General features: G+C 68.6%; 14 protein-coding genes. 11 read left to right on the top strand and 3 right to left on the bottom strand.

Going from position 1 to position 20,083, the window contains the following annotated elements; genetic code table 11:
* The first annotated feature begins 275 nt into the window (after positions 1-275).
* Positions 276-761 carry a hypothetical protein gene (locus HLH25_RS18065; RefSeq protein WP_114728958.1) on the top strand — a complete coding sequence of 162 codons (486 nt, stop codon included), beginning with the start codon at positions 276-278 and terminating at the stop codon, positions 759-761.
* Positions 762-894: 133 nt separating this feature from the next.
* Here the strand turns inward: HLH25_RS18065 and HLH25_RS18070 are convergent, their stop codons facing one another.
* Positions 895-2,184, bottom strand: a complete 1,290-nt coding sequence (locus tag HLH25_RS18070; RefSeq protein ID WP_182975404.1) for a hypothetical protein — start codon at positions 2,182-2,184, stop codon at positions 895-897.
* 88 nt (positions 2,185-2,272) lie between these two features.
* On the bottom strand, positions 2,273-4,105 hold the full coding sequence (locus tag HLH25_RS18075) for an ABC transporter ATP-binding protein (protein ID WP_246402702.1): 1,833 nt from the start codon (positions 4,103-4,105) through the stop codon (positions 2,273-2,275).
* 262 nt (positions 4,106-4,367) lie between these two features.
* On the opposite strand from HLH25_RS18075, the gene nth reads away from it, so the two are divergent.
* A complete protein-coding gene (gene nth, locus HLH25_RS18080; protein ID WP_246402703.1) occupies positions 4,368-5,054 on the top strand; it encodes an endonuclease III in 687 nt (228 codons plus the stop codon).
* Positions 5,055-5,181: 127 nt separating this feature from the next.
* Here the strand turns inward: nth and HLH25_RS18085 are convergent, their stop codons facing one another.
* Complete coding sequence (locus tag HLH25_RS18085; protein WP_182975406.1) at positions 5,182-7,242, bottom strand: ComEC/Rec2 family competence protein; 2,061 nt, start codon at positions 7,240-7,242, stop codon at positions 5,182-5,184.
* A gap of 226 nt (positions 7,243-7,468) precedes the next feature.
* Here HLH25_RS18085 and gltX point away from each other — a divergent pair, with 226 nt between their 5' ends.
* The 9 genes from gltX to HLH25_RS18130 are packed head-to-tail and all read left to right on the top strand — an operon-like array spanning position 7,469 to position 19,984.
* The gene (gene gltX / locus HLH25_RS18090) at positions 7,469-8,869 is read left to right on the top strand and encodes a glutamate--tRNA ligase (RefSeq protein ID WP_182975407.1); all 1,401 of its coding nucleotides are present in this window, start codon (positions 7,469-7,471) and stop codon (positions 8,867-8,869) included.
* Positions 8,866-9,831, top strand: coding sequence for an aspartate carbamoyltransferase catalytic subunit (locus HLH25_RS18095; RefSeq protein WP_182975408.1), 966 nt, complete (start codon positions 8,866-8,868; stop codon positions 9,829-9,831). The genes gltX and HLH25_RS18095 overlap by 4 nt, the downstream gene beginning before the upstream one ends.
* A complete protein-coding gene (locus HLH25_RS18100) occupies positions 9,828-11,138 on the top strand; it encodes a dihydroorotase (protein WP_182975409.1) in 1,311 nt (436 codons plus the stop codon). The genes HLH25_RS18095 and HLH25_RS18100 overlap by 4 nt, the downstream gene beginning before the upstream one ends.
* A complete protein-coding gene (gene plsY / locus HLH25_RS18105; RefSeq protein ID WP_182975435.1) occupies positions 11,138-11,776 on the top strand; it encodes a glycerol-3-phosphate 1-O-acyltransferase PlsY in 639 nt (212 codons plus the stop codon). The genes HLH25_RS18100 and plsY overlap by 1 nt, the downstream gene beginning before the upstream one ends.
* Entirely contained in the window at positions 11,773-12,960 is a 1,188-nt protein-coding gene (dprA, locus tag HLH25_RS18110; RefSeq protein ID WP_182975410.1) for a DNA-processing protein DprA, read from the top strand. The genes plsY and dprA overlap by 4 nt, the downstream gene beginning before the upstream one ends.
* 36 nt (positions 12,961-12,996) lie before the next feature.
* Positions 12,997-15,729, top strand: coding sequence for a type I DNA topoisomerase (gene topA / locus HLH25_RS18115; RefSeq protein ID WP_182975411.1), 2,733 nt, complete (start codon positions 12,997-12,999; stop codon positions 15,727-15,729).
* Between the two features lie 2 nt (positions 15,730-15,731).
* Positions 15,732-18,011, top strand: coding sequence for a ribonuclease R (rnr, locus tag HLH25_RS18120; protein WP_182975412.1), 2,280 nt, complete (start codon positions 15,732-15,734; stop codon positions 18,009-18,011).
* Positions 18,011-19,606: a S41 family peptidase gene (locus HLH25_RS18125; protein ID WP_182975413.1), complete on the top strand. Its 1,596-nt coding sequence runs from the start codon at positions 18,011-18,013 to the stop codon at positions 19,604-19,606. The genes rnr and HLH25_RS18125 overlap by 1 nt, the downstream gene beginning before the upstream one ends.
* A gap of 39 nt (positions 19,607-19,645) precedes the next feature.
* On the top strand, positions 19,646-19,984 hold the full coding sequence (locus tag HLH25_RS18130; protein WP_182975436.1) for a DUF1491 family protein: 339 nt from the start codon (positions 19,646-19,648) through the stop codon (positions 19,982-19,984).
* Positions 19,985-20,083: the final 99 nt, after the last annotated feature.

Raw genomic sequence — 20,083 nt, forward strand, 5'->3', positions numbered from 1 at the left:
GCTCGCCATCACCGCCGTCATGAGGAAGCTCATCGTCCTCGCAAACGCACTCGTGCGACACAATCGCTCATGGGCGCCAAAAACAGCTTGATCAAGACGGATACTCTGCCCCGACACCCCGGCAGGAGGCTTGCCTCCTGCACCTCGATTCCTGATCCTGAGCTGTCGTTCGGTCTTGGTGCTTGCGGCGCCTTGGTCTTTTTGCACGCCGTTGATCTGGCGCGAGATGGCAGGTAGATTATTTCAAAAGATTGCCAGTCAGGAGCCCACGCGGAATGGTCACGCCGAAAAACGCGCCTCTGCGCGCTCTCGCCATCCTTGCCATGCTAGGCAGCCTGCCGTCGTGTGAAACGACCGCCCAGCGGATCGCGCAGAAGGAAGACCACCTTGCCGCAGCGGGCTTTGCGCTGAAACCCGCCAGTTCGCAGCAGCAGCAGGCGATGCTGAACCGTCTGCCGCCGCATCATTTCGTCCGCCGAACCCATGGCGGCAACGTGTTCTACGTGTATGCCGACCCGACCGTGTGCGACTGCCTGTATGTCGGCGACCAGGCCGCCTACGACAACTACCAGAGCTATCGCCAGCAGAAGATGCTGGCCGACGAACAGCAGATGACGGCCGGCGAATATCAGGACACCATGTGGAACTGGAACGCATGGGGCCCGATGGGCGGCCCCGGCTGGGGCGGCTGGAACCCGTCGTGGAACCCGGCATGGGGAAACTGGGACCCTGGCATGGGGCAATATAACGCCGGCTGGTAAGCCGGCGTTATACGCAGCGAAACAAACCGGAGGCCGCAGTTTTTCATCCAGACGCTTTTCTCATCGAAAAATGATTATATGTTCTGTAAACTATTCTATTCTTGGACAGCCATCCAATCACTTCGGAATTAATTCAACCAACAACGACCTGTGCGGCGGCACCCGCAATGGCGAACAACGCGCCAGATGCACATTCCGCCGGATCGATATAAAAGCGCGTACGCATAGTATTGCCGATAATCGGCTCGGCCTCGAACCCCAGTGCCTGACATACTTCAACGCTGGCAAGAGTACTAATCCGCAATCGGCCGTGGCTGGTCGTCACAACCAATAGAACCCGACCAGTTGCAAGTGCGACACGCAAGTCCTTATTGTCAGTATAATAGACTCGAAGAACATCCGGACACTGTTCCTGTAGATCGTCGATTATCCGTACGCCGGCCGGTGACAAGCTACGACGAAAACGCAACTCCTCGCCACAGAGACCTTCGGCCTCAGCCAACGCGACTTCGCTCTCGCTTGGTGCCTCCCCCGTATTCGCATCGAACACATCGACCACCGCACGGGATGCCGGCCGGCCCGTGACAGGATGCATACCCACTCCAGTGACACCGAACGCCGAAAAGGTCGTCGTCTTCATTATGTTCTTGAACGCAACTTCGACTTCGGCGACGCCGACATCTTCCCTCTCCGTGCCCGGTACCGTCTCCGCATTGCAGATAGGGCGAAATTCGCGGATCGACTGCTTTTCGAGTGGACGCAGCCATACCTCGCGGACCCAATTTCCACGCTCCTTACCTTTGGCTCCGACCAAAAGGGTTTCGCAGACAGCCGGCACCGGCTGGAACACACATCTGATTCGGCCAAGCATCGTTGCTTCATTGCCGGGGCCAATCCGGTCCCAATTTCTGGCGGCGAAGCGAGCCTTGTTAAAAGTGCAATGCGATCCGTTGGTCAGAATCTGGCCGACGAGTTGATCGTACGCCGTCGCGCGTCCTTCCGGCAGGCAGGCAGCAATGTCATCAATCGGGGCTCCCGAGAGATCTTTCAGGATTTTCGCCATTATTTTCGGCCGAAAACAGATGACTTTCGCGCGGAGCGTTTGGCCGACAATATGGCGCACCCAGCGATCGAGCACGGGAGCCTGAAAGGAGGCCTCAGCCGTGACGTGAAGACCGATGTAGAAGAGCTTGTCGTCAAAGAACAAGGCATACAGACCAGGACCGACGAGATCGTCAGGAACTGTCCCAATCCGCTTGGCGACAAGATTCGCCCATTCGGGTTTGTTCGGATACGGTAACTGCGCTTCAAGCGTGAATAAAGTATCTGCAGTATAATTCATTCCAAAATTCTCCACTTTATTCATGTATAATTTTTCAATATTCATCAGAAAATATCTATCGCCAGTAATATCCTTCATCATGAATTGCCATGAGACGATGGACCGTTTGGAAAGCCTATACCAATTCCAACGGACAAGGGACGTGCAGGGCAGCGTCCTGCGACTTCCCCTACCCGTCCAGCGACTGCAATTCGAACAGCCGCCGATACAACCCGCCCTCATGCGTCACCAGTTCCGCGTGTGATCCGTCTTCCAGCAACACGCCGTGGGCGAAGACCAGGATGCGGTCCAGGCCGACGACGGTGGAGAGGCGGTGGGCGATGACCAGCACCGTACGGCCGAGCATCAGCCGTTCCATGGCCTCCTGCACCAGGATTTCCGATTCCGAGTCCAGGCTGGATGTCGCCTCGTCGAAGATCAGGATCGGGGCGTTGGTCAGGAAGGCGCGGGCGATGGCCACGCGCTGGCGCTCGCCGCCCGACAGCTTGACGCCGCGTTCGCCGACCATGGTGGCGTAGCCCTTGGGCAGGCGGTCGATGAAGCCGGCCGCATTGGCCTGACGCGCGGCTTCCTCGATTTCGGCCATGGAGGCGCCGGGGCGGCCATAGGCGATGTTCTCGGCCAGCGAGCGATGGAACAGTACCGGCTCCTGCTGCACGATCGCGATCTGCGACCGCAGGCTGGACTGCGTGACGGTGGCGATGTCGGTGCCGTCGATCAGGATCTGGCCGGAGGTTACGTCATAAAGCCGCTGCAACAGCTTGATCAGCGTGGTCTTGCCCGAGCCTGACGGGCCAACCAGCGCGACACGGCTGCCGGCGGGGATGTCGATCGACAGGTCGTGGAACAGCGGACGGATCTGCGCCTTGTAACCGAAGCCGACATGATCGAAGCGGATGGCCCCATGCGTGACGCGCAGCGTGCCGGCGCCCGGCCGGTCCGCGACGCCCAGCGGCTGGCGATAGATGGCGACGAGTTCTTCCATTTCGTTGACCGAGCGCTGGACCATCGAGATCTGCTGCCCGATATCACGCAGGTAGCCCTGCACCAGAAAGACCATGGTGAGCACATACGCCACGTCGCCCGGTCCGGCACGGCCGCGCCACCACAGCGCCAGCACCGCGCCGATCAGCAGGACGCGCATCAACAGGGCTGCGATGTTCTGGAGATTTCCCGAATTGGTGCCGCGGATCCACGACCGTTCGGTGCGCGTCTGCCAGCGTGCGAGGATGCGCGACAGATGTGCGTCCTCACGCGCTTCGGCCCCGAATGCCTTGACGACGGTATTGCAGGTGACGGCATCGGCCAGCGCCGCGCCCATGCGGGTATCCCACTTGTTGGCCAGCCGGGCCGAGGGCGCGACATAGCGCAGGGTCAGCGACGTGGACATCGCCACCAGCAGGATCGAACTGACCCCCAGCAGCAGGCCCATCGACGGCCAGTGCGCCGCCAGCACCACCGTGGTCGCCGCCAGCACCAGCACGCTGGGCAGCAGCATGAGCATCAACGTATCGGCCAGCGTGTCGGTGGCCCACATGCCGCGCGTCAGCCGGCGCACGGTCGAACCGGCGAAGGTGTTGCCGTGCCAGTCGGTCGAAAAACGCTGGACGCGGGCAAAGGCGCTCTCGGCAATGCCGCGCATGGTGCGCGCGGTCAGATGCGTGATGCCCAGATACGACATGCGGCGCCCGGCCACGCCCAGCAGGCCCAGCAGCACCAGCCCGCCGACCAGCCACAGCGCACCGCGCCGGGCGGCCTCCATCGCCGGCGTGGCCACCCCGCCCGCGCCCACCCCACCGGCAGCGCGCGAGACGTCATCCACAATCCAGCCGGCCAGCAGCGGCGTGGCCACATCGGCCACCGTCGCCACCGAGACGCCCGCCAGCGTCCAGGCCAGTGCGCCGGGATGGCGCAGCCAGCGGCGGATCACGAAATCCAGAACTTCGGCAAATTCGTTGCGCGCGGGGCTTTCCTGGCCCGACGCGGCTTGTTGGTCTGTCATGATGCTCCGGCCGGTTTTGCCGGCCATCCTTCTGCGTCAGCCCCAACCGCGGCGACGGCGCAGACCGTCGCGTGCCGCGCGGCGCGCGCCCGCGCCGCACGATGGGCATTCTGATCTTGTCCCGGTTTCCGGCCAAATTATCACCGTGCCGCCCCCGGAACGCAAGGCGGTACGACAGGCCCGCGCACCCCGGCGATTTACAGATGGCACCATCCGGCCGAAAACGGACAGCACTTCACCTTTCACCTTCCGCAGAGACGGCATGACCCGCACCCCAACCACCCGCCCGGCCGGCGCCCGCCGCCGCATGACGCTGAAGGAAGTCGAACGCTTCATCACCCTGCTGGCCGCCGCCCACCCGAATGCGGAAAGCGAACTGGATTTCGTCGACGATTACACGCTGCTGGTTGCCGTCGCCCTGTCCGCGCAGGCCACCGACGTCTCGGTCAACCGCGTGACCAAGGGCCTGTTCCGCGACGCCCCGAACCCCGCCGCGATGGTGGCGCTGGGCGAAGAGGCCGTCGGCGAGCATATCCGCAGCATCGGCCTGTGGCGCACCAAGGCCCGCAACGTCGTCGCCCTGTCGCAGGCCCTGCTGGACCAGCATGGCGGACAGGTGCCGCACGACCGCGCGGCGCTGGAAGCCCTGCCCGGCGTGGGCCGCAAGACCGCCAACGTGGTGATGAACGTGGCCTTCGGCGACAGCACCATGGCCGTCGATACTCATATCTTCCGCATCGGCAACCGCACCGGCCTGGCCCCCGGCAAGACCACCCGCGCGGTGGAGGACCAGTTGGTGGCCCGCATCCCAGCCCCCATGCTGCGCCCGGCCCATCACTGGCTGATCCTGCACGGACGCTATGTCTGCAAGGCCCGCCGACCGGATTGCTGGCGGTGCCCGGTGACCGAGCCCTGCCAATATACGGCAAAAATATTGATTGCACCCTGAAGCTGTTCTTTTTTGAAAAAAAGAACCAAAAAACTTTTGATCTGTTCAGGAGTTTTGTGCTTGCACCTTACGACGCTCCTGAACGGATAAAAGTCTTTTTGCTTCTTTTTCTTCAGAAAAAGAAGACCTACTCCCGCTGCGCCATTGGCAGAACGGGCACGCCATGCTGACCCGGCGCCAGCACCCAGGGACGCGCTCCACGCCAGTTCCGATCCGAGAGCACCACCGGGCCGGCACCGCGCAGAAACACGGCCTGCGCGCCGCTTTTCCAGGTCTCCAGCGTGTCGAGCCTGCGCACACCGGGGCACCCTGCGTCATCAGGCGCCAGTGTGACCAACAACTCCAGCCCGGCACAGCGGACCGGTAGCGCGCCCCGCAAGCGAAGCGCGACACGTCCGCGATCAAGCAGGCACAATCCCTCCTGACAGTCCGCGCTGCCCGCCAGCGGCACGATCGGTAGCGCCAGAGCCTGATGCCAATCGTCCTCGACCAACCGCTCACTGCCGGGATGAGGGCCGACGCGCAGCACGGCGCCGTCCCGCACCGCCACCGTCCGCCCGTCGGGGGACAGCAGCAGATCCGGCCGCACGATCAGAAAAGGCGCGGCCATTCCCAGCACCATCAGGCCCACACCCCACCAGCGCCATCGGCCCGCCCAAAGGCATAGCCAGCACAGGCCCAGCACCCACATCGCCAGCCCCCAGCCCGGCATGGCCGGCACCGCCAGCCGCGCCGCCGGCCAGCCGGAAACCATGCGCGCCAGATCGAGAATCCACCCGATGCCCCAGCCCATCGGCACCAGGGCCACGGATTCGACGCCCCATGGCATCAGAAACAGGGACAGCAGGCCCAGCGGCAGGACGCACAGCGCCATCAGCGGCACCGCCAGCAGATTGGCCAGCACGAACCAGGGCTGGAGTGTGCCGAAATGCGCCATCACCACCGGCACCGTGGCCCCGCCGGCCAGCAGGCTGGCCTGCGTCAGATGCGCGACATGATGCAGGACGCGCCGCCACCAGCCGGGCTGCTCGGTCAGGCGGGCCATGAGCGGGCGCGTGACCTCGGCACCCGCCGCCAGCGCCATGACGGCGGCCAGTGACATCTGCAACGGAGCCTCCAGCAGATCGGCCGGCCCGGTCAACAGCAGCAGGATCGCACCCACCGCCAGCCCGCGCAGCGACAGCGCCCGCCGACCGGTCACGACGGCCAGCACCACCAGCGCCGCCATGGTCAGGCTGCGCAGGGCCGGCAGATGCGCGCCCGTCAGCACCACATACACGATGCCGGCCGCCAGCCCGGCGAAGGCGGCGATCGAGCGGCACGGCCAATACAACGTCGCCCGTTCCGAACAGGCCAGCAGCAGCCGCGCCACCGCCACCGTGACCCCCATGACGATGCCCAGATGCAGGCCCGCCACCGCCAGCAGATGGGCCAACCCCGCATCGGCGAACGCATCACGATCCGCCTGCGCCATGCCCACGACCGAGCCGGTCAGTACCGCCGTCGCCACTCCACCCACCGCACCCGGCAGAACGCCCACGATGCGGGCCGCAATCCGCTCACGCAGTCCTTCCAGCGACGACGCCCCCGGCACGGGCCGGAGCACCTGCGCCCGACCCAGTGCCGTTCCGCTGCCGGCGGTGCCGTCGAAATAGGCGCGGCGCTGCCGGTCGGGGCCACCGGGCCAGGACGGCGGGGCTGGCGGCCGCAGCAGGGCGCGCACCCGTACCATCATGCCCGGAAAAGGCACCAACGGATCGTCGGCACGCAGACGCACGCGCAGGATGCGCCGCAGGGGCGGCATGCCGGAATCCAGCGGGTCGTCCAGCACCGCGCCGGCCAGATCCAGCCGGCGCACGGACGGACCATCGGCCGGCAGCAGCGCCACCGCCACGACGCGGCCAGTCACGATGGTCGCGCGCGCCGGCAGGTCGGGCAAGGGCGGCTGGCGATGCGTGGCCCAGAACGCGGCGAGAAACCCCACGGCCAGCGTCGCCGCACCGCCACCCAGCACACGCGGCGCCAGCGCGAACGGCCGCCACGCGATCAAGCCGAGCCCCAGAGCCGCGATGCCGGCCCAGGCCAGAAGCGCCGGCACCCCCGGCTCGCCCCGCAGCCGGAAATACCACGCGATGCCCAGCCCCAGCCCGACCGGCAGCCACAGCGCCAGACGCCTCTGCTCGGCCAACAGCAGCCCGACGAGCCTGTCCCGTTCTTTTTTGAAAAAAAGAACCAAAAAACTTTTAGCCTTTTAAAGGGAAAACCGCCGGACCAGACGGAATGCCGACAACGGATTAAAAGTCTTTTTGCTTCTTTTTCTTCAGAAAAAGAAGAGACAAACGCCTCACACCCGCAACGCTCCCCTACCGGCGCCCCCTGTCGGCAAACGGCGTCTCATGGTAAGGAGCCGGCTCATGACCGTTCGTACGCGCTTCGCACCGAGCCCGACCGGGTTGCTGCATATCGGCAACGCCCGCGCCGCCCTGTTCAACTTCCTCTATGCCCGCCATCACGGCGGCAAATTCCTGCTTCGTATCGAGGATACCGACCGCGAGCGGTCGACCCAACATGCGGTCGACGTGCTGTTCGACGGGCTGGCCTGGATGGGCATCACCCCGGACGAGGAACCGGTGTTCCAGTCCACACGCCAGGCGCGGCATGCCGAAATCGCGCACCATCTGCTGGCGCAGGGGCTGGCCTATCGCTGCTACTGTACGCAGGAAGAATTGCAGCAGATGCGCGAGCAGGCGATGGCCGAGGGCAAACCGCCCCGTTACAACGGCTACTGGCGCGATCGCGACCCGTCCGAAGCACCGCCCGGCGCGCCCTATACCGTGCGCATCCGCGCCCCGCGCGAGGGCGAGACCCTGATCCAGGATCTGGTGCAGGGCGATGTCCGCGTCGCCAACGTCGAAATGGACGACATGATCATCCTGCGCGCCGACGGCACGCCGGTCTATCAGCTCGCCGTGGTGGTGGACGACCATGACATGGCCATCACCCATGTCATCCGCGGCGACGACCACCTGACCAACAGTTTCCGCCAGGCGATGATCTACCGCGCCATGGGCTGGGACCTGCCGAAATTCGCGCATCTGCCGCTGATCCACGGGCCGGACGGCGCCAAGCTGTCCAAGCGGCATGGCGCGCAGTCGGTCGTGGAATTCCGCGACATGGGCTACCTGCCCGAGGCGCTGAACAACTACCTGCTGCGCCTCGGCTGGGGCCACGGCGACGCCGAGATCCTGTCGCGTGACGAGCAGATCCATCTGTTCGACCTGGACGGCGTCGGCCGGTCGCCCTCGCGCATGGATTACGCCAAGCTGTCGCACCTCAACGGCGTGTGGCTGCGCCAGGCCGACGACGCGCGCCTGACGGACGACGTGCTGCAACGGCTGGCGGGGCGCGAGGGCGTGACGGTGGACGACACGCTGCGCGCGCGCATCCTCACGCTGATGCCCGGCCTGAAGGAACGCGCGAAGACGCTGGTCGAACTGGCCGACAGCGCCGCCTTCCTGGGCCGGCATGTGCCGCTGGCCTTCGACACCAAGGCCAAGAAGCTGCTGACCGACGATGCCCGCGCCATGCTGGGCAAGCTGGCGCGCGACCTCGCGGTGCTGGCGGAATTCGACGCGCCCGCGATCGACGCCGCCCTGCGCCATTTCGCCGAGAACCATGGCCACAAGCTGGGCCAGGTGGCCCAGCCCCTGCGCGCCGCGATGACCGGCGGCGCGACCTCGCCGGGCATCGACGCCACGCTGGCCGCCCTGGGCCGGGACGAGGTGATGGCCCGGCTGGGAGCCGTCGCCCGATGAACGACAGCCCGCGCGCAGCGCCGTCCCGCTTCTTCACGCAGCACGGGCGGCACCTGCTGGGTCTCCAGGGCATGCATCCCACCCGGATCACGCCCTTCCTGGACCTGGCCGAGAGCTATGCGCTGATGAACCGCTCGCGCCAGACGCCGCGCGACCGATTGCGCGGGCGCACGGTCATCAATCTGTTCTTCGAAGACAGCACCCGTACCCGCACCTCATTCGAACTGGCGGCGAAGCGGCTGGGCGCGGATGTCGTCAACATGACGGTGGCCACCTCGTCGGTGAACAAGGGCGAGACGCTGCTGGACACCGCCGCCACGCTGAATGCGATGCGCACCGACCTGCTGGTGGTGCGCCATTCGCAGTCCGGCGCGCCGGCGCTGCTGGCCCGCAAGGTCGAGGCCAGCGTGGTGAATGCCGGCGACGGCACCCACGAGCACCCGACCCAGGCCCTGCTGGACGCCCTGACCATCCGCCGGCATTTCGGCACGCTGCACGGGCTGACGGTCGCGATCTGCGGCGATGTCAGCCACAGCCGGGTGGCGCGGTCGAACATCCACCTGCTGACGGCCATGGGGGCCAAGGTGCGGGTGGTCGGGCCGCCGACGCTGATCCCCGGCGCCATCGGCGCGCTGGGCGTGGATATCCATTACACGATGGAAGACGGGCTGCGCGACGCCGACGTGGTGATGATGCTGCGCATGCAGCGCGAGCGGATGAATGGCGGGCAGGTGCCCAGCCCGCGCGAATATTTCCGTTTCTACGGGCTGGACCTCAAGCGGCTGGCCCTCGCCCGGCCCGGCGCGCTGGTGATGCATCCCGGCCCGATGAATCGCGGTGTCGAGATCGAAAGCCGCGTCGCCGATTCAGACCAGAGCGCGATCCGCGAACAGGTCGAGATGGGGGTGGCCGTGCGCATGGCCGTCCTCGACCTGCTGTCGCGCGCCGGAGACCAGACGTGAACACTCCCCACCCGGCCCAGCCCGTCCTGTTCGAGAATGTCCGCCTGATCGACCCCGCACGCGGGCTGGACCGGCCCGGACGCCTGCTGGTCAAAGGCGGCGTGATCGCCGGCATCGACCTGCCGGAGAGCGAAGGCGTGCCCGACGGTGCGCATGTGATCGCGGGCGGGGGCGCGGTGCTGTGCCCCGGCCTGGTGGACATGCGGGTGGCGATCGGCGAACCCGGCTTCGAGTATCGCGAAACCGTGGCCTCGGCCGCGCGGGCGGCGGCGGCGGGTGGCATCACCACCATGGCGGTCCTGCCCAACAGCCAGCCGGCGATCGACGACCCGGCGCTGGTGCGGCACCTGCGCGCGCGCGGCGAGGAAACGGGCATGGTCTCGATCCTGCCCTACGGCGCGCTGACACGCGGCTGCGAAGGCAGCGAGATGGCCGAAATCGGCCTGCTGGACGAAGCCGGCGCGGTCGCCTTCACCGACGGCACGCGGGCGCTGGCCGACGCGCGGATGATGCGGCTGGCCCTGACCTATGCCAGGGGTTTCGACGCGCTGGTGGTCCAGCACCCCGAAGACCCGTCACTGGCGCGCGGTGGCTGCGCGACGGACGGCGAACTGGCGACGCGGCTGGGCCTGCCGGGCATTCCGACCGCCGCCGAGGCGATCATGATCGCGCGCGACCTGCGGCTGGCCGAACTGACGCGCGGCCGGCTGCATTTCGCCCATGTCTCGACGGCCGAGGGGCTGGAGCTGATCCGCGCCGCCAAGGCGCGCGGCCTGCGCGTGACCTGCGACACCGCGCCGCCCTATTTCGACCTGAACGAAACCGCGATCGGCGATTTCCGCACCTACGCCAAACTGTCGCCCCCACTGCGCGGGGAGGCCGACCGGCTGGCGGTCTGCGCCGCGCTGGCCGACGGCACGATCGACGCGATCGCGTCGGACCACGCGCCCTGCGACGCCGACGACAAGCGCCAGCCCTTCGCCGTGGCCTCGGCCGGCGGTACCGGGCTGGCCACGCTGCTGGCCGTCACGCTGGCGCAGGTGCATGGCGGCACGCTGCCGCTGATCGACGCGCTGGGCCTGCTGACCTGCCGCCCCGCCGCCCTGCTGGGCAGCGACGCCGGCACGCTGGCCGAGGGCGCCGCCGCCGATCTGTGCCTGTTCGACCTCGATCGCGCCTGGAAGATCACGGCCGACGCCCTGCCCGGCCGTGCCCGCAACACGCCCTTCGACGGGCGGGCGGTGGAGGGCCGGGTGCTGGGCACCTGGAAGGCCGGCCGGCAGGTCTTCGGCCAGGACGCGGCATGATGACCGAGACGCTCCCCGGCTACGTCCTGCAATTGCTGGCGGCCATCGCCGTGCTGGCCTACGGCATCGGCAGCATTCCCTTCGGCCTGCTGCTGACGCAACTGGGCGGCGCGGGCGATATCCGCGCCATCGGCTCGGGCAATATCGGCGCGACCAACGTGCTGCGCACCGGCCGGCGCGGGCTGGCGGCGGCGACGCTGCTGCTGGATGGCGGCAAGGGCGCGTTCGCGGTGCTGTGCGGCTTCATCCTCTCGCCCTTCCACACCGCCCCGGCGATGGCAGTGGCGGCCCTGTTCGCCGTCATCGGCCATTGCTTTCCCATCTGGCTGAAATTCAAGGGCGGCAAGGGCGTGGCCACCGGGCTGGGGGCGGCGCTGGCGCTGTCGCCGCTGACCGGCCTTGCCTGCTGCGCCCTGTGGCTGGGCGTGGCCAGGTTGACGAAGATCTCCTCGGCCGGCGCGCTGGCCGCGTTCGTGGCCCTGCCGGTGCTGCTGACCCTGTTGAACGGCGGCGACCTGCGTAGCCCGATTCCGCTGGCGGGGCTGCTGATCGCGCTGCTGGTCATCGCCCGGCACCACGGCAATATCCGCCGCCTGCTCAACGGAACCGAGCCGCGAATCGGACGGAAAAATCCGTGACACCAGCCGGGCCGCTGGCCGCGCGCCTGCGGCTGGCACGCAGCGAAGGCGTCGGCCCGGTCGGCTATCGCAAGCTGCTGCTCGATTACGGCGACGCTGAGCGCGCGCTGGCCGCCCTGCCGGCACGCGCCCGTGCCGCCGGCCGGGCAAAGGTGCTGCGCATTCCCCCGGCAGACGAAATCGCGGCGGAAATCGAGGGCACGGCGGCCCTCGGCGGCCGCATCCTGATGCTGGGCGACCCCGATTACCCGCCGCTTCTGGCCGCCATTCATGACGCGCCGCCGGCTCTCTCGGTCCTGGGCGATCCGGCGCGGCTGAACGGATGCTGCGTCGCCATCGTGGGCGCGCGCAATGCCTCCTCCAACGGCGCGCGCATGGCCGAAAGCCTGGCCGCGACGCTGGCGGCACAGGGCATCACCGTGGTCTCGGGCCTGGCCCGCGGCATCGACGCCGCCGCCCATGCCGGCGCGCTGCGGACCGGCACCACCATCGCCGCCGTCGCCGGCGGGCTGGACCGGCCCTACCCGGCGGAACACGCACAATTGCAGGACAGGATTGCGCAATACGGTGCCGTCGTCACCGAAACCCCGCTGGGCGTGGCACCGCAGAGCCGGCATTTCCCCCGCCGCAACCGCCTGATCGCCGGCCTGTCGCTGGGCTGCGTGGTCGTCGAGGCCGCCTTGCGCTCGGGCAGCCTGATCACCGCCGATCTGGCGGCGGGCTATGGCCGCACGGTCTTCGCCGTGCCCGGATCGCCGCTGGACCCGCGCAGCCGGGGCGCCAATTCCCTGCTGCGGCGCGGCGCGATCCTGACCGAAAGCGAGAACGACATCCTGGCCGAACTGCCCGACGCAGCGGCGCGCGACCTCTTTTCCGCCGACGGAACAACAGGCGCATCGACCCGGCCCGGCGGGCTGGCGCAAAGCCGCGCCCCCTGGCCGGAACCGCCGCCCCAGGCCGATCCCGAGCCCCGGCAGGACACCCCCGACGAGCCCTCCGATATCCGTCAGGCGATCCTGACTCTGCTGTCATTCACGCCAACGCCGGTTGACGATCTTGTACGGCGCTGCCAGTTCTCGACATCGGCGATCCTGACCGTACTGTCGGAACTGGAACTGGCAGGCGACATTGAAACCCTTCCCGGTGGGAGTGTCGTCCTGCCATCCCTGTCCGACGGAGGCTGACGGACGCCGGAACGAGATGCGTGATCCGGAGACAGAATGACTGACGTGGTCGTGGTCGAATCGCCTGCCAAGGCGAAGACGATCAACAAGTATCTGGGAGACGGCTTTACCGTTCTGGCGTCGTTCGGCCATGTCCGCGACCTGCCGCCCAAGGATGGCAGCGTCCGCCCGGACGAGAATTTCGCCATGGACTGGGAAGCCGACGAACGCGGCAACCGGCAGATCGCCGCCATCGCCAAGGCGCTGCGCGGCGCCAAGACCCTGTATCTGGCCACTGACCCGGATCGCGAGGGCGAGGCGATCTCGTGGCATGTCCGGGCGATGCTGGAAGAGCGGAAGCTGCTGAAGGGCGTGGATGTCCAGCGCGTTACCTTCAACGAGATCACCAAATCCGCCATCCGCACCGCGATGGCCCACCCCCGCGACCTCGACCAGCCGCTGATCGAAGCCTATCTGGCCCGCCGCGCGCTGGATTATCTGGTGGGCTTTACCCTGTCGCCGGTGCTGTGGCGCAAGCTGCCGGGCTCGCGCAGCGCCGGGCGCGTGCAGTCGGTCTCGCTGCGGCTGATCTGCGAGCGCGAAGCCGAGATCGAGAGCTTCAAGAGCCGGGAATACTGGACGGTCGCCGCCCAGTTCACCACACCCGAGGGCGCGCCCTTCACCGCGCGCCTGACCCACCTGTCCGGCCGGAAGCTGGATCAGTTCGACCTGCATGACGAAGCCGGAGCCATGGCGGCCAAGGCCACCGTCGAGGGCGGGATGTTCGCGGTGCGGTCGGTCGAGCGGCGCAAGGTCCGCCGCAATCCGCCGCCGCCCTTCACCACCTCGACCATGCAGCAGGAAGCCTCGCGCAAGCTGGGCATGGGCGCGCAGGCGGCGATGCGTGTCGCGCAGCAACTCTATGAAGGCATCGACCTGGGCGGCGAGACGGTCGGCCTGATCACTTATATGCGAACCGACGGCGTGCAGATGGCCGGCGAGGCGATCACCGCCATCCGCAACCATATCGGCAGCAGCTTCGGCGCCCCCTATGTGCCGGAAAAGGCGCGGATCTATTCCACCCGCGCCAAGAACGCGCAGGAAGCGCACGAGGCCATCCGCCCCACCGACGTTGCCCGCACCCCCGCCGAAGTCGCCCGCTATCTGAGCGACGAGCAACGGCGGCTGTACGAACTGGTCTGGAAACGCTCGGTCGCCAGCCAGATGCAGTCGGCGGAACTCGATCAGGTGATCGTCGAGATCGCGGACGGCGCGAATGCCGCGACCCTGCGCGCCAACGGCTCGATCATCGCCTTCGACGGCTTCCTGAAGCTGTATAGCGAAGGCCGCGACGACGCGGGCAAGGACGATCAGGACGACGAAAGCCGGATGCTGCCGCCGATGCGCGAGCGCGACCCGCTGAAAACCGGCACCGTCGAAGCCGACCAGCATTTCACCCAGCCGCCGCCGCGCTATTCGGAAGCATCGCTGGTCAAGAAGATGGAAGAGATCGGCATCGGCCGGCCCTCGACCTACGCCTCGATCCTGTCGGTGCTGCGCGACCGCAATTACGTGCGACTCGAGGCACGGCGCTTCGTGCCCGAGGACCGGGGGCGGCTGGTAACGGCCTTCCTGACCTCGTTCTTCGAACGCTATGTCGATACCGGCTTCACGGCCGGGCTGGAGGAGCAGCTCGACGACATCTCGGGCGGCCGTGCCGACTGGCGCGATGTGATGTCGGCCTTCTGGCGCGATTTCTCCCACGCGGTCGACCAGACGAAGGAGCTGAAGATCTCCGATGTCATCAACGCGCTGGATGACGACCTCGCTCCCCACTTCTTTCCGTCCCGCCCCGACGGCACCGACCCGCGCATCTGCACCGCCTGCGGCACCGGCCGGCTGGGGCTGAAGCTGGGGCGCTACGGGGCCTTCATCGGCTGCTCGAACTATCCGACCTGCCAGTTCACCCGCCGCCTGGTGGTGGACGCCAAGGAGGAAGGCGAAGCCGACACGCTGAAGGACGGCATGCGCGTGCTGGGCCAGGCGCCCGGCGGCGAGGACGTGACCGTCAAGCGCGGCCCATGGGGGCTCTACGTCCAGCAGGGCGAGCCCAATCCCGAGGACAAGAAGGCCAAGCCGAAGCGCGCCACCATCCCGCGCGGCATCGAGGGCGACAAGATCACGCTGGAACAGGCGCTGGGCCTGCTGTCCCTGCCCCGCCTGATCGGCACTCACCCCGAGACCGGCGAGCCGATCGAGGCCGGGCTGGGCCGCTTCGGGCCGTATGTGAAGATGGGCGCCATCTACGGGTCGCTGGACAAGGATGACGACATCCTGACTGTCGGGCTGAACCGCGCGGTCGATGTCCTGGCGCGCAAGCTGGCCTCGGTCCGCACCATCGCGCCGCATCCCAAGGACGGCGAGCCGGTGATGGTGCGCAAGGGCCGGTTCGGGCCGTACATCCAGCACGGCCAGATGGTGGTGAACGTGCCCCGTGGCGAGGCGATGGAAGACGTGACGCTGGATCAGGCGGTGGCGCTGCTGGCCGAAAAGGGCAAGCCGCTGAAGCCCAAGGGCAAGGCCGCCGCCAAGAAGACGACCGCCAAGACCACCACCCGCAAGAGCGCGGCAAAGACCACGAAGACGGCCACCGCAAAGACGGAGGCCAACGGCGCCGACGCTGCCGAAGCCCCGGCCCGCAAGGCCACCCGCGCCAGGAAGGCGCCCCCGGCGGAGGGCGCCGCAAGTCCGGCGAAGCGAAGCCGGCGCACGGCGGCCAAGGCCGAGTGACGATGGCGGGGAGGAAGCCTTCCGACCCCCAGTCGCCGTCCGACACGCCGCCCGATACGCTGCCCGATCCCTCCGCCCCCTCGCGGGACGGAGGGCTTCCGGATCGCGAAACCCTGCGCCGGTTCGTGACCGAGGCCAGCGGCCGCGTCGGCAAGCGCGAGATCGCCCGTGCCTTCGGCCTGGGTCCGGAACACAAGGCGGCGCTGCGCGACATGCTGCGCGAACTGGCGCTGGACGGCGCGCTGGTCCCGGCCGGCGCGCGCCGTTTCCGCGCGTCCGCCGCCATGCCCGAGGCCACGGTGGTGCAGGTCACCGGCACCGACCCGGACGGCGACCCGATCGCCCGCCCCGTGATGTGGGAGGGCGACGGGCCGGCGCCCGTCATCTTCATGCACCCCGAGCAGAAGGGCCGCCCGGCGCTCGCACCGGGCGAGCGCGTGGTGGCGCGCCTCAAGCGCATCGGCCCCGGCCGCTACGAGGGCCGCACCCTGCGCCGGCTGACCGATGCACCGGGCCGGATCGTCGGCCTGTTCCGCGCCACACCGGCCGACCCGGCCGCCTCGCCGCGCCGCGTGCAGGAGGCCGGACGCATCGTGCCCGCCGACCGGCGGTCCAAGGCGGAATGGATCGTCCCGGCGGGCGAGACGATGGGTGCGGGGACTGACGAAATCGTGGTGGCCGAGCCGCTGCCGATGGCCGGGCATGGGCTGAAGCCGGCGCGCATCGTCGAACGGCTGGGTCCGATCGGCGACGCCCGCTCGGTCAGCCTGCTGGCGATCCACACCCACGGCATCCCCCACCAGTTCTCCGCCGACGCGCTGGCCGAGGCCGACCGCGCGCGCGGCGTCCCGGCGGAAGGGCGCGAGGACCTGCGCGAGGTGCCGCTGATCACGATCGACGGCGCCGACGCCCGCGATTTCGACGACGCGGTGTATGCCGAGCCCTGGTCCGGGCCGGAGGGCACCGGCTTCCGCCTGATCGTGGCCATCGCCGACGTGGCGCATTACGTGCGCCCCGGCTCGGCACTGGACAGCGAGGCAAGGCGGCGCGGCAATTCGGTCTATTTCCCCGACCGCGTGGTGCCGATGCTGCCCGAGGCGCTGTCGAACGGCTGGTGCTCGCTCCGCCCCGGCGAGGATCGCGGCTGCCTGTTCGTCGAAATCCATATCGACGCGGCGGGCCGGAAACTGCGCCACCGCTTCGGCCGGGGCCTGATGCGCAGCGCCGCCCGCCTGACCTATGACGACGTGCAGGCGATGGCCGACGGCGCGCAGGACAGCCCCCTGCCCGAGGGCATGATGGAAACGCTGTTCGCGGCGTGGCGTGCCCTGTCGACGGCGCGGGCGCAACGTGGCACGCTGGAACTCGACGTGCCGGAACGGGTGGTGCGACTCGACGCGACAGGGCGGATCACCGCCATCGAGCCCCGCATCCGCCACGACAGCCATCGCCTGATCGAGGATTTCATGGTGCTGGCCAACGTCGCCGCCGCCGAGGAACTGGAACGCCGCCGCCGGCCGTGCCTGTACCGCATCCACGCCCCGCCCTCGCCGGAGCGGGCCGAGTCGATGCGCGACACCCTTTCCGCCATGGGCTTCGCCGTACCGCCGGTCGGCACGCTGCACGCACGCGATCTGGCCGGTGTGCTGGCCCGCGCCGCCGAGGGCGACGCCCCCACGCTGGTCAGCGAAACCATCCTGCGGGCGCAGAGCCAGGCCGAATACAGCCCGGAGAATATCGGCCATTTCGGGCTGGCGCTGTCCTCCTACGCCCATTTCACCAGCCCGATCCGCCGCTATGCCGACCTGATGGTGCATCGGGCGCTGATCGGCCTGGGCACCCACCCGCCCGATGCGATGCCCGCCGCCGACGCGGCGAAGCTGGACGAGATCGGCACGCAGGTCAGCACCGCCGAACGCCGCGCCATCCAGGCCGAGCGCGAAACCACCGAACGCTACGTCGCCGCATGGCTGGCCGACCAGGTGGGGGCGGAATTGACCGGCCATGTGTCGGGCGTGACCCGGTTCGGCGTGTTCGTGACATTGACGCAGACGGGGGCCAGCGGTCTGGTGCCGGTATCGACCCTGCCCGACGATGTCTGGACCCATGACGACAAGTCCCACACCCTGCGCGGCCGCGACAGCGGACTGGTCCTGCGGCTGGGCCAGCCGGTCACGGTGCGGCTGGCCGAGGCCACACCGGTGACGGGCGGCCTGCTCTTTACCCTGACGGACCCACCGCCGGCGCCCGCGCGCCGTGCCCGCGGCCAGCGCCCGCGCTGATGCGCCTCCGCGCCGCCCCGTCGCGATGGATCGGCCGCCGCCTGCGGTTGCCGACCCGCTCGGCCGCGATCATGCTGGTCGTCATCTATCTGATGACGCCCAGGCTCGCGGCCGCCGATCCGGCCAGTCCGGCGCTGGACACCAGCATGACGCAGGCCGTGCTCAACGCGGCGCTGACCTTCCTGCTGCCCCGCACGCTGGAGAGCCATACCTCGCGCGATTTCTGCCTGTGGGGGCTGAACGGACTGAGCGCGATCGACCCCTCCCTGACCGTGACCGACCGCGACGGCACCGTGCAGCTCGCCTTCGGCCAGGACGTGCTGCTGCGCGTGCCCGACCCCGCCGCGACCGACCAGGCCGGCTGGACCGACGTGACGGTACGGCTGATGCAGGCGGCCTGGGGCCGGTCCTCCGCCGTGCGCGACGCCGGCGGCGGCGGGTTGCTGCAAGGGTTCTTCGACGAACTGTTCAACCATATGGACCCGTATTCGCGCTACGTCGCGCCCGCGCCGGCGACGACCGACCGCGATACCCGCACCGGCGGCGAAGCCGGCACGGGCCTGACGCTGGGCCATGACGCGCGCTCGATCCTGATCACGGCGGTCAACGCCAACGGGCCGGCCTGGCCGGCGGGCCTCGCCGTCGGGCAGCGCCTCTATGCGGTCAATGGCCGGTCCACCCGCGACCAGACGCCCCAGACCGTCACCCAATGGCTGCTGGGCGAACCCGGCAGCAAGGTGACGCTGCTGGTGGGCGACGAGCGCGCGCGCCGCACGATCACGCTGCACCGGGCCTCGGTGCCGCCCGAGACGGTCTTCGCCTATGCCGACGGGCATGTGGTGGTCATCCGCATCACCGCCTTTTCCGCCGATACCGCGCAGGAAATGAGCCAGTATCTGGACCAGGCGAGCGACGATCCGCACCTGCGCGGGCTGGTGATGGACCTGCGCGGCAACCGGGGCGGCGTGCTGCAACAGGCGGTCACCGCCAGCGCCCTGGTGCTGGATCGCGGCGTGGCGGCGATCACGCACGGGCGCGACGCGCAGGCCAACCATGTCTGGGCCGTGCAGGGCGGCGACATGATCGGCGGCGTGCCGATCGTCGTGCTGGTGGACGGCCGCACCGCCAGCGCGGCCGAAATCCTGGCCGCCGCCCTGGCGGACCACCGGCGCGCCGTGGTGGTCGGCAGCGCCACGCTGGGCAAGGGTCTGGTGCAGACGATCGGCCAGATGCCCGACGGCGGCGAACTGTTCGTGACCTGGAGCCGCGTCCTGGCGCCGCTGGGCTGGCCGCTGCAAGGGCTGGGCGTGATGCCGCAGGTCTGCACCAGCCGGGGCGAGGCCGACCTGGAACGGCAGCTCCAGGACCTGGCAGCCGGCCAGCTGGACATGCGCGAGACCGTGCAGGCCACCCGCGCCGTCCGCTTCCCCGTCGCGGTGTCGCGCATCCTCGACCTGCGCAAGGCTTGCCCCGCCGCGATCGGCACCGACTCCGACCTCGATGCCGCCCGGTCGCTGATCGACAATCCGGCGGAATATCGCACGGCCCTGTCCGCCATTCCGGAAGAAGGCGCCTATGCTCCCCAGGCCGAATGAAAAAAAATGCCCGGTCTCCGGCAGTCGGGCCTTCCGACCATGACGGAAGCCCGGCTGCGCGCCGGCCTGTGGGCCTCCGCCGTGATCCGCCATGCCAACCAGAGCGGCCATCCGGCGATGGTCCTGCGGCGTGGCGACGCCGACGCCGGCGGCATCCTGGCCGTCCTGCTGGGGCGCGACGGCCGCCTGTCGGTACTGGCCCAGACCAGGGCGCCGGACGGCAGTCCCGCGTGGATTCGCGGCACCGGGCCGGACCCGGTCGACCAGGCTGCCGCCGATGCCTACGTCGCCCGCCAGGTGGGGCGCGACCCCGACCTGTGGGTGCTGGAATTCGACGCCCCCGACCTCACCCCGCCTTTCGAGGCAACCCTGCTCTGACCGCTCCTGGCGGAACCCTGGGGGTGTGTCGTGCGCTCCACACCCGTCCCCTCTACGACTGTCCGGCGCCGCTCAGGTCGCCGCGCATGCCACCCAATG

Origin of the sequence: Gluconacetobacter dulcium (assembly GCF_014174165.1) — a bacterium.
Classification (GTDB): Bacteria; Pseudomonadota; Alphaproteobacteria; order Acetobacterales; family Acetobacteraceae; genus Gluconacetobacter; species Gluconacetobacter dulcium.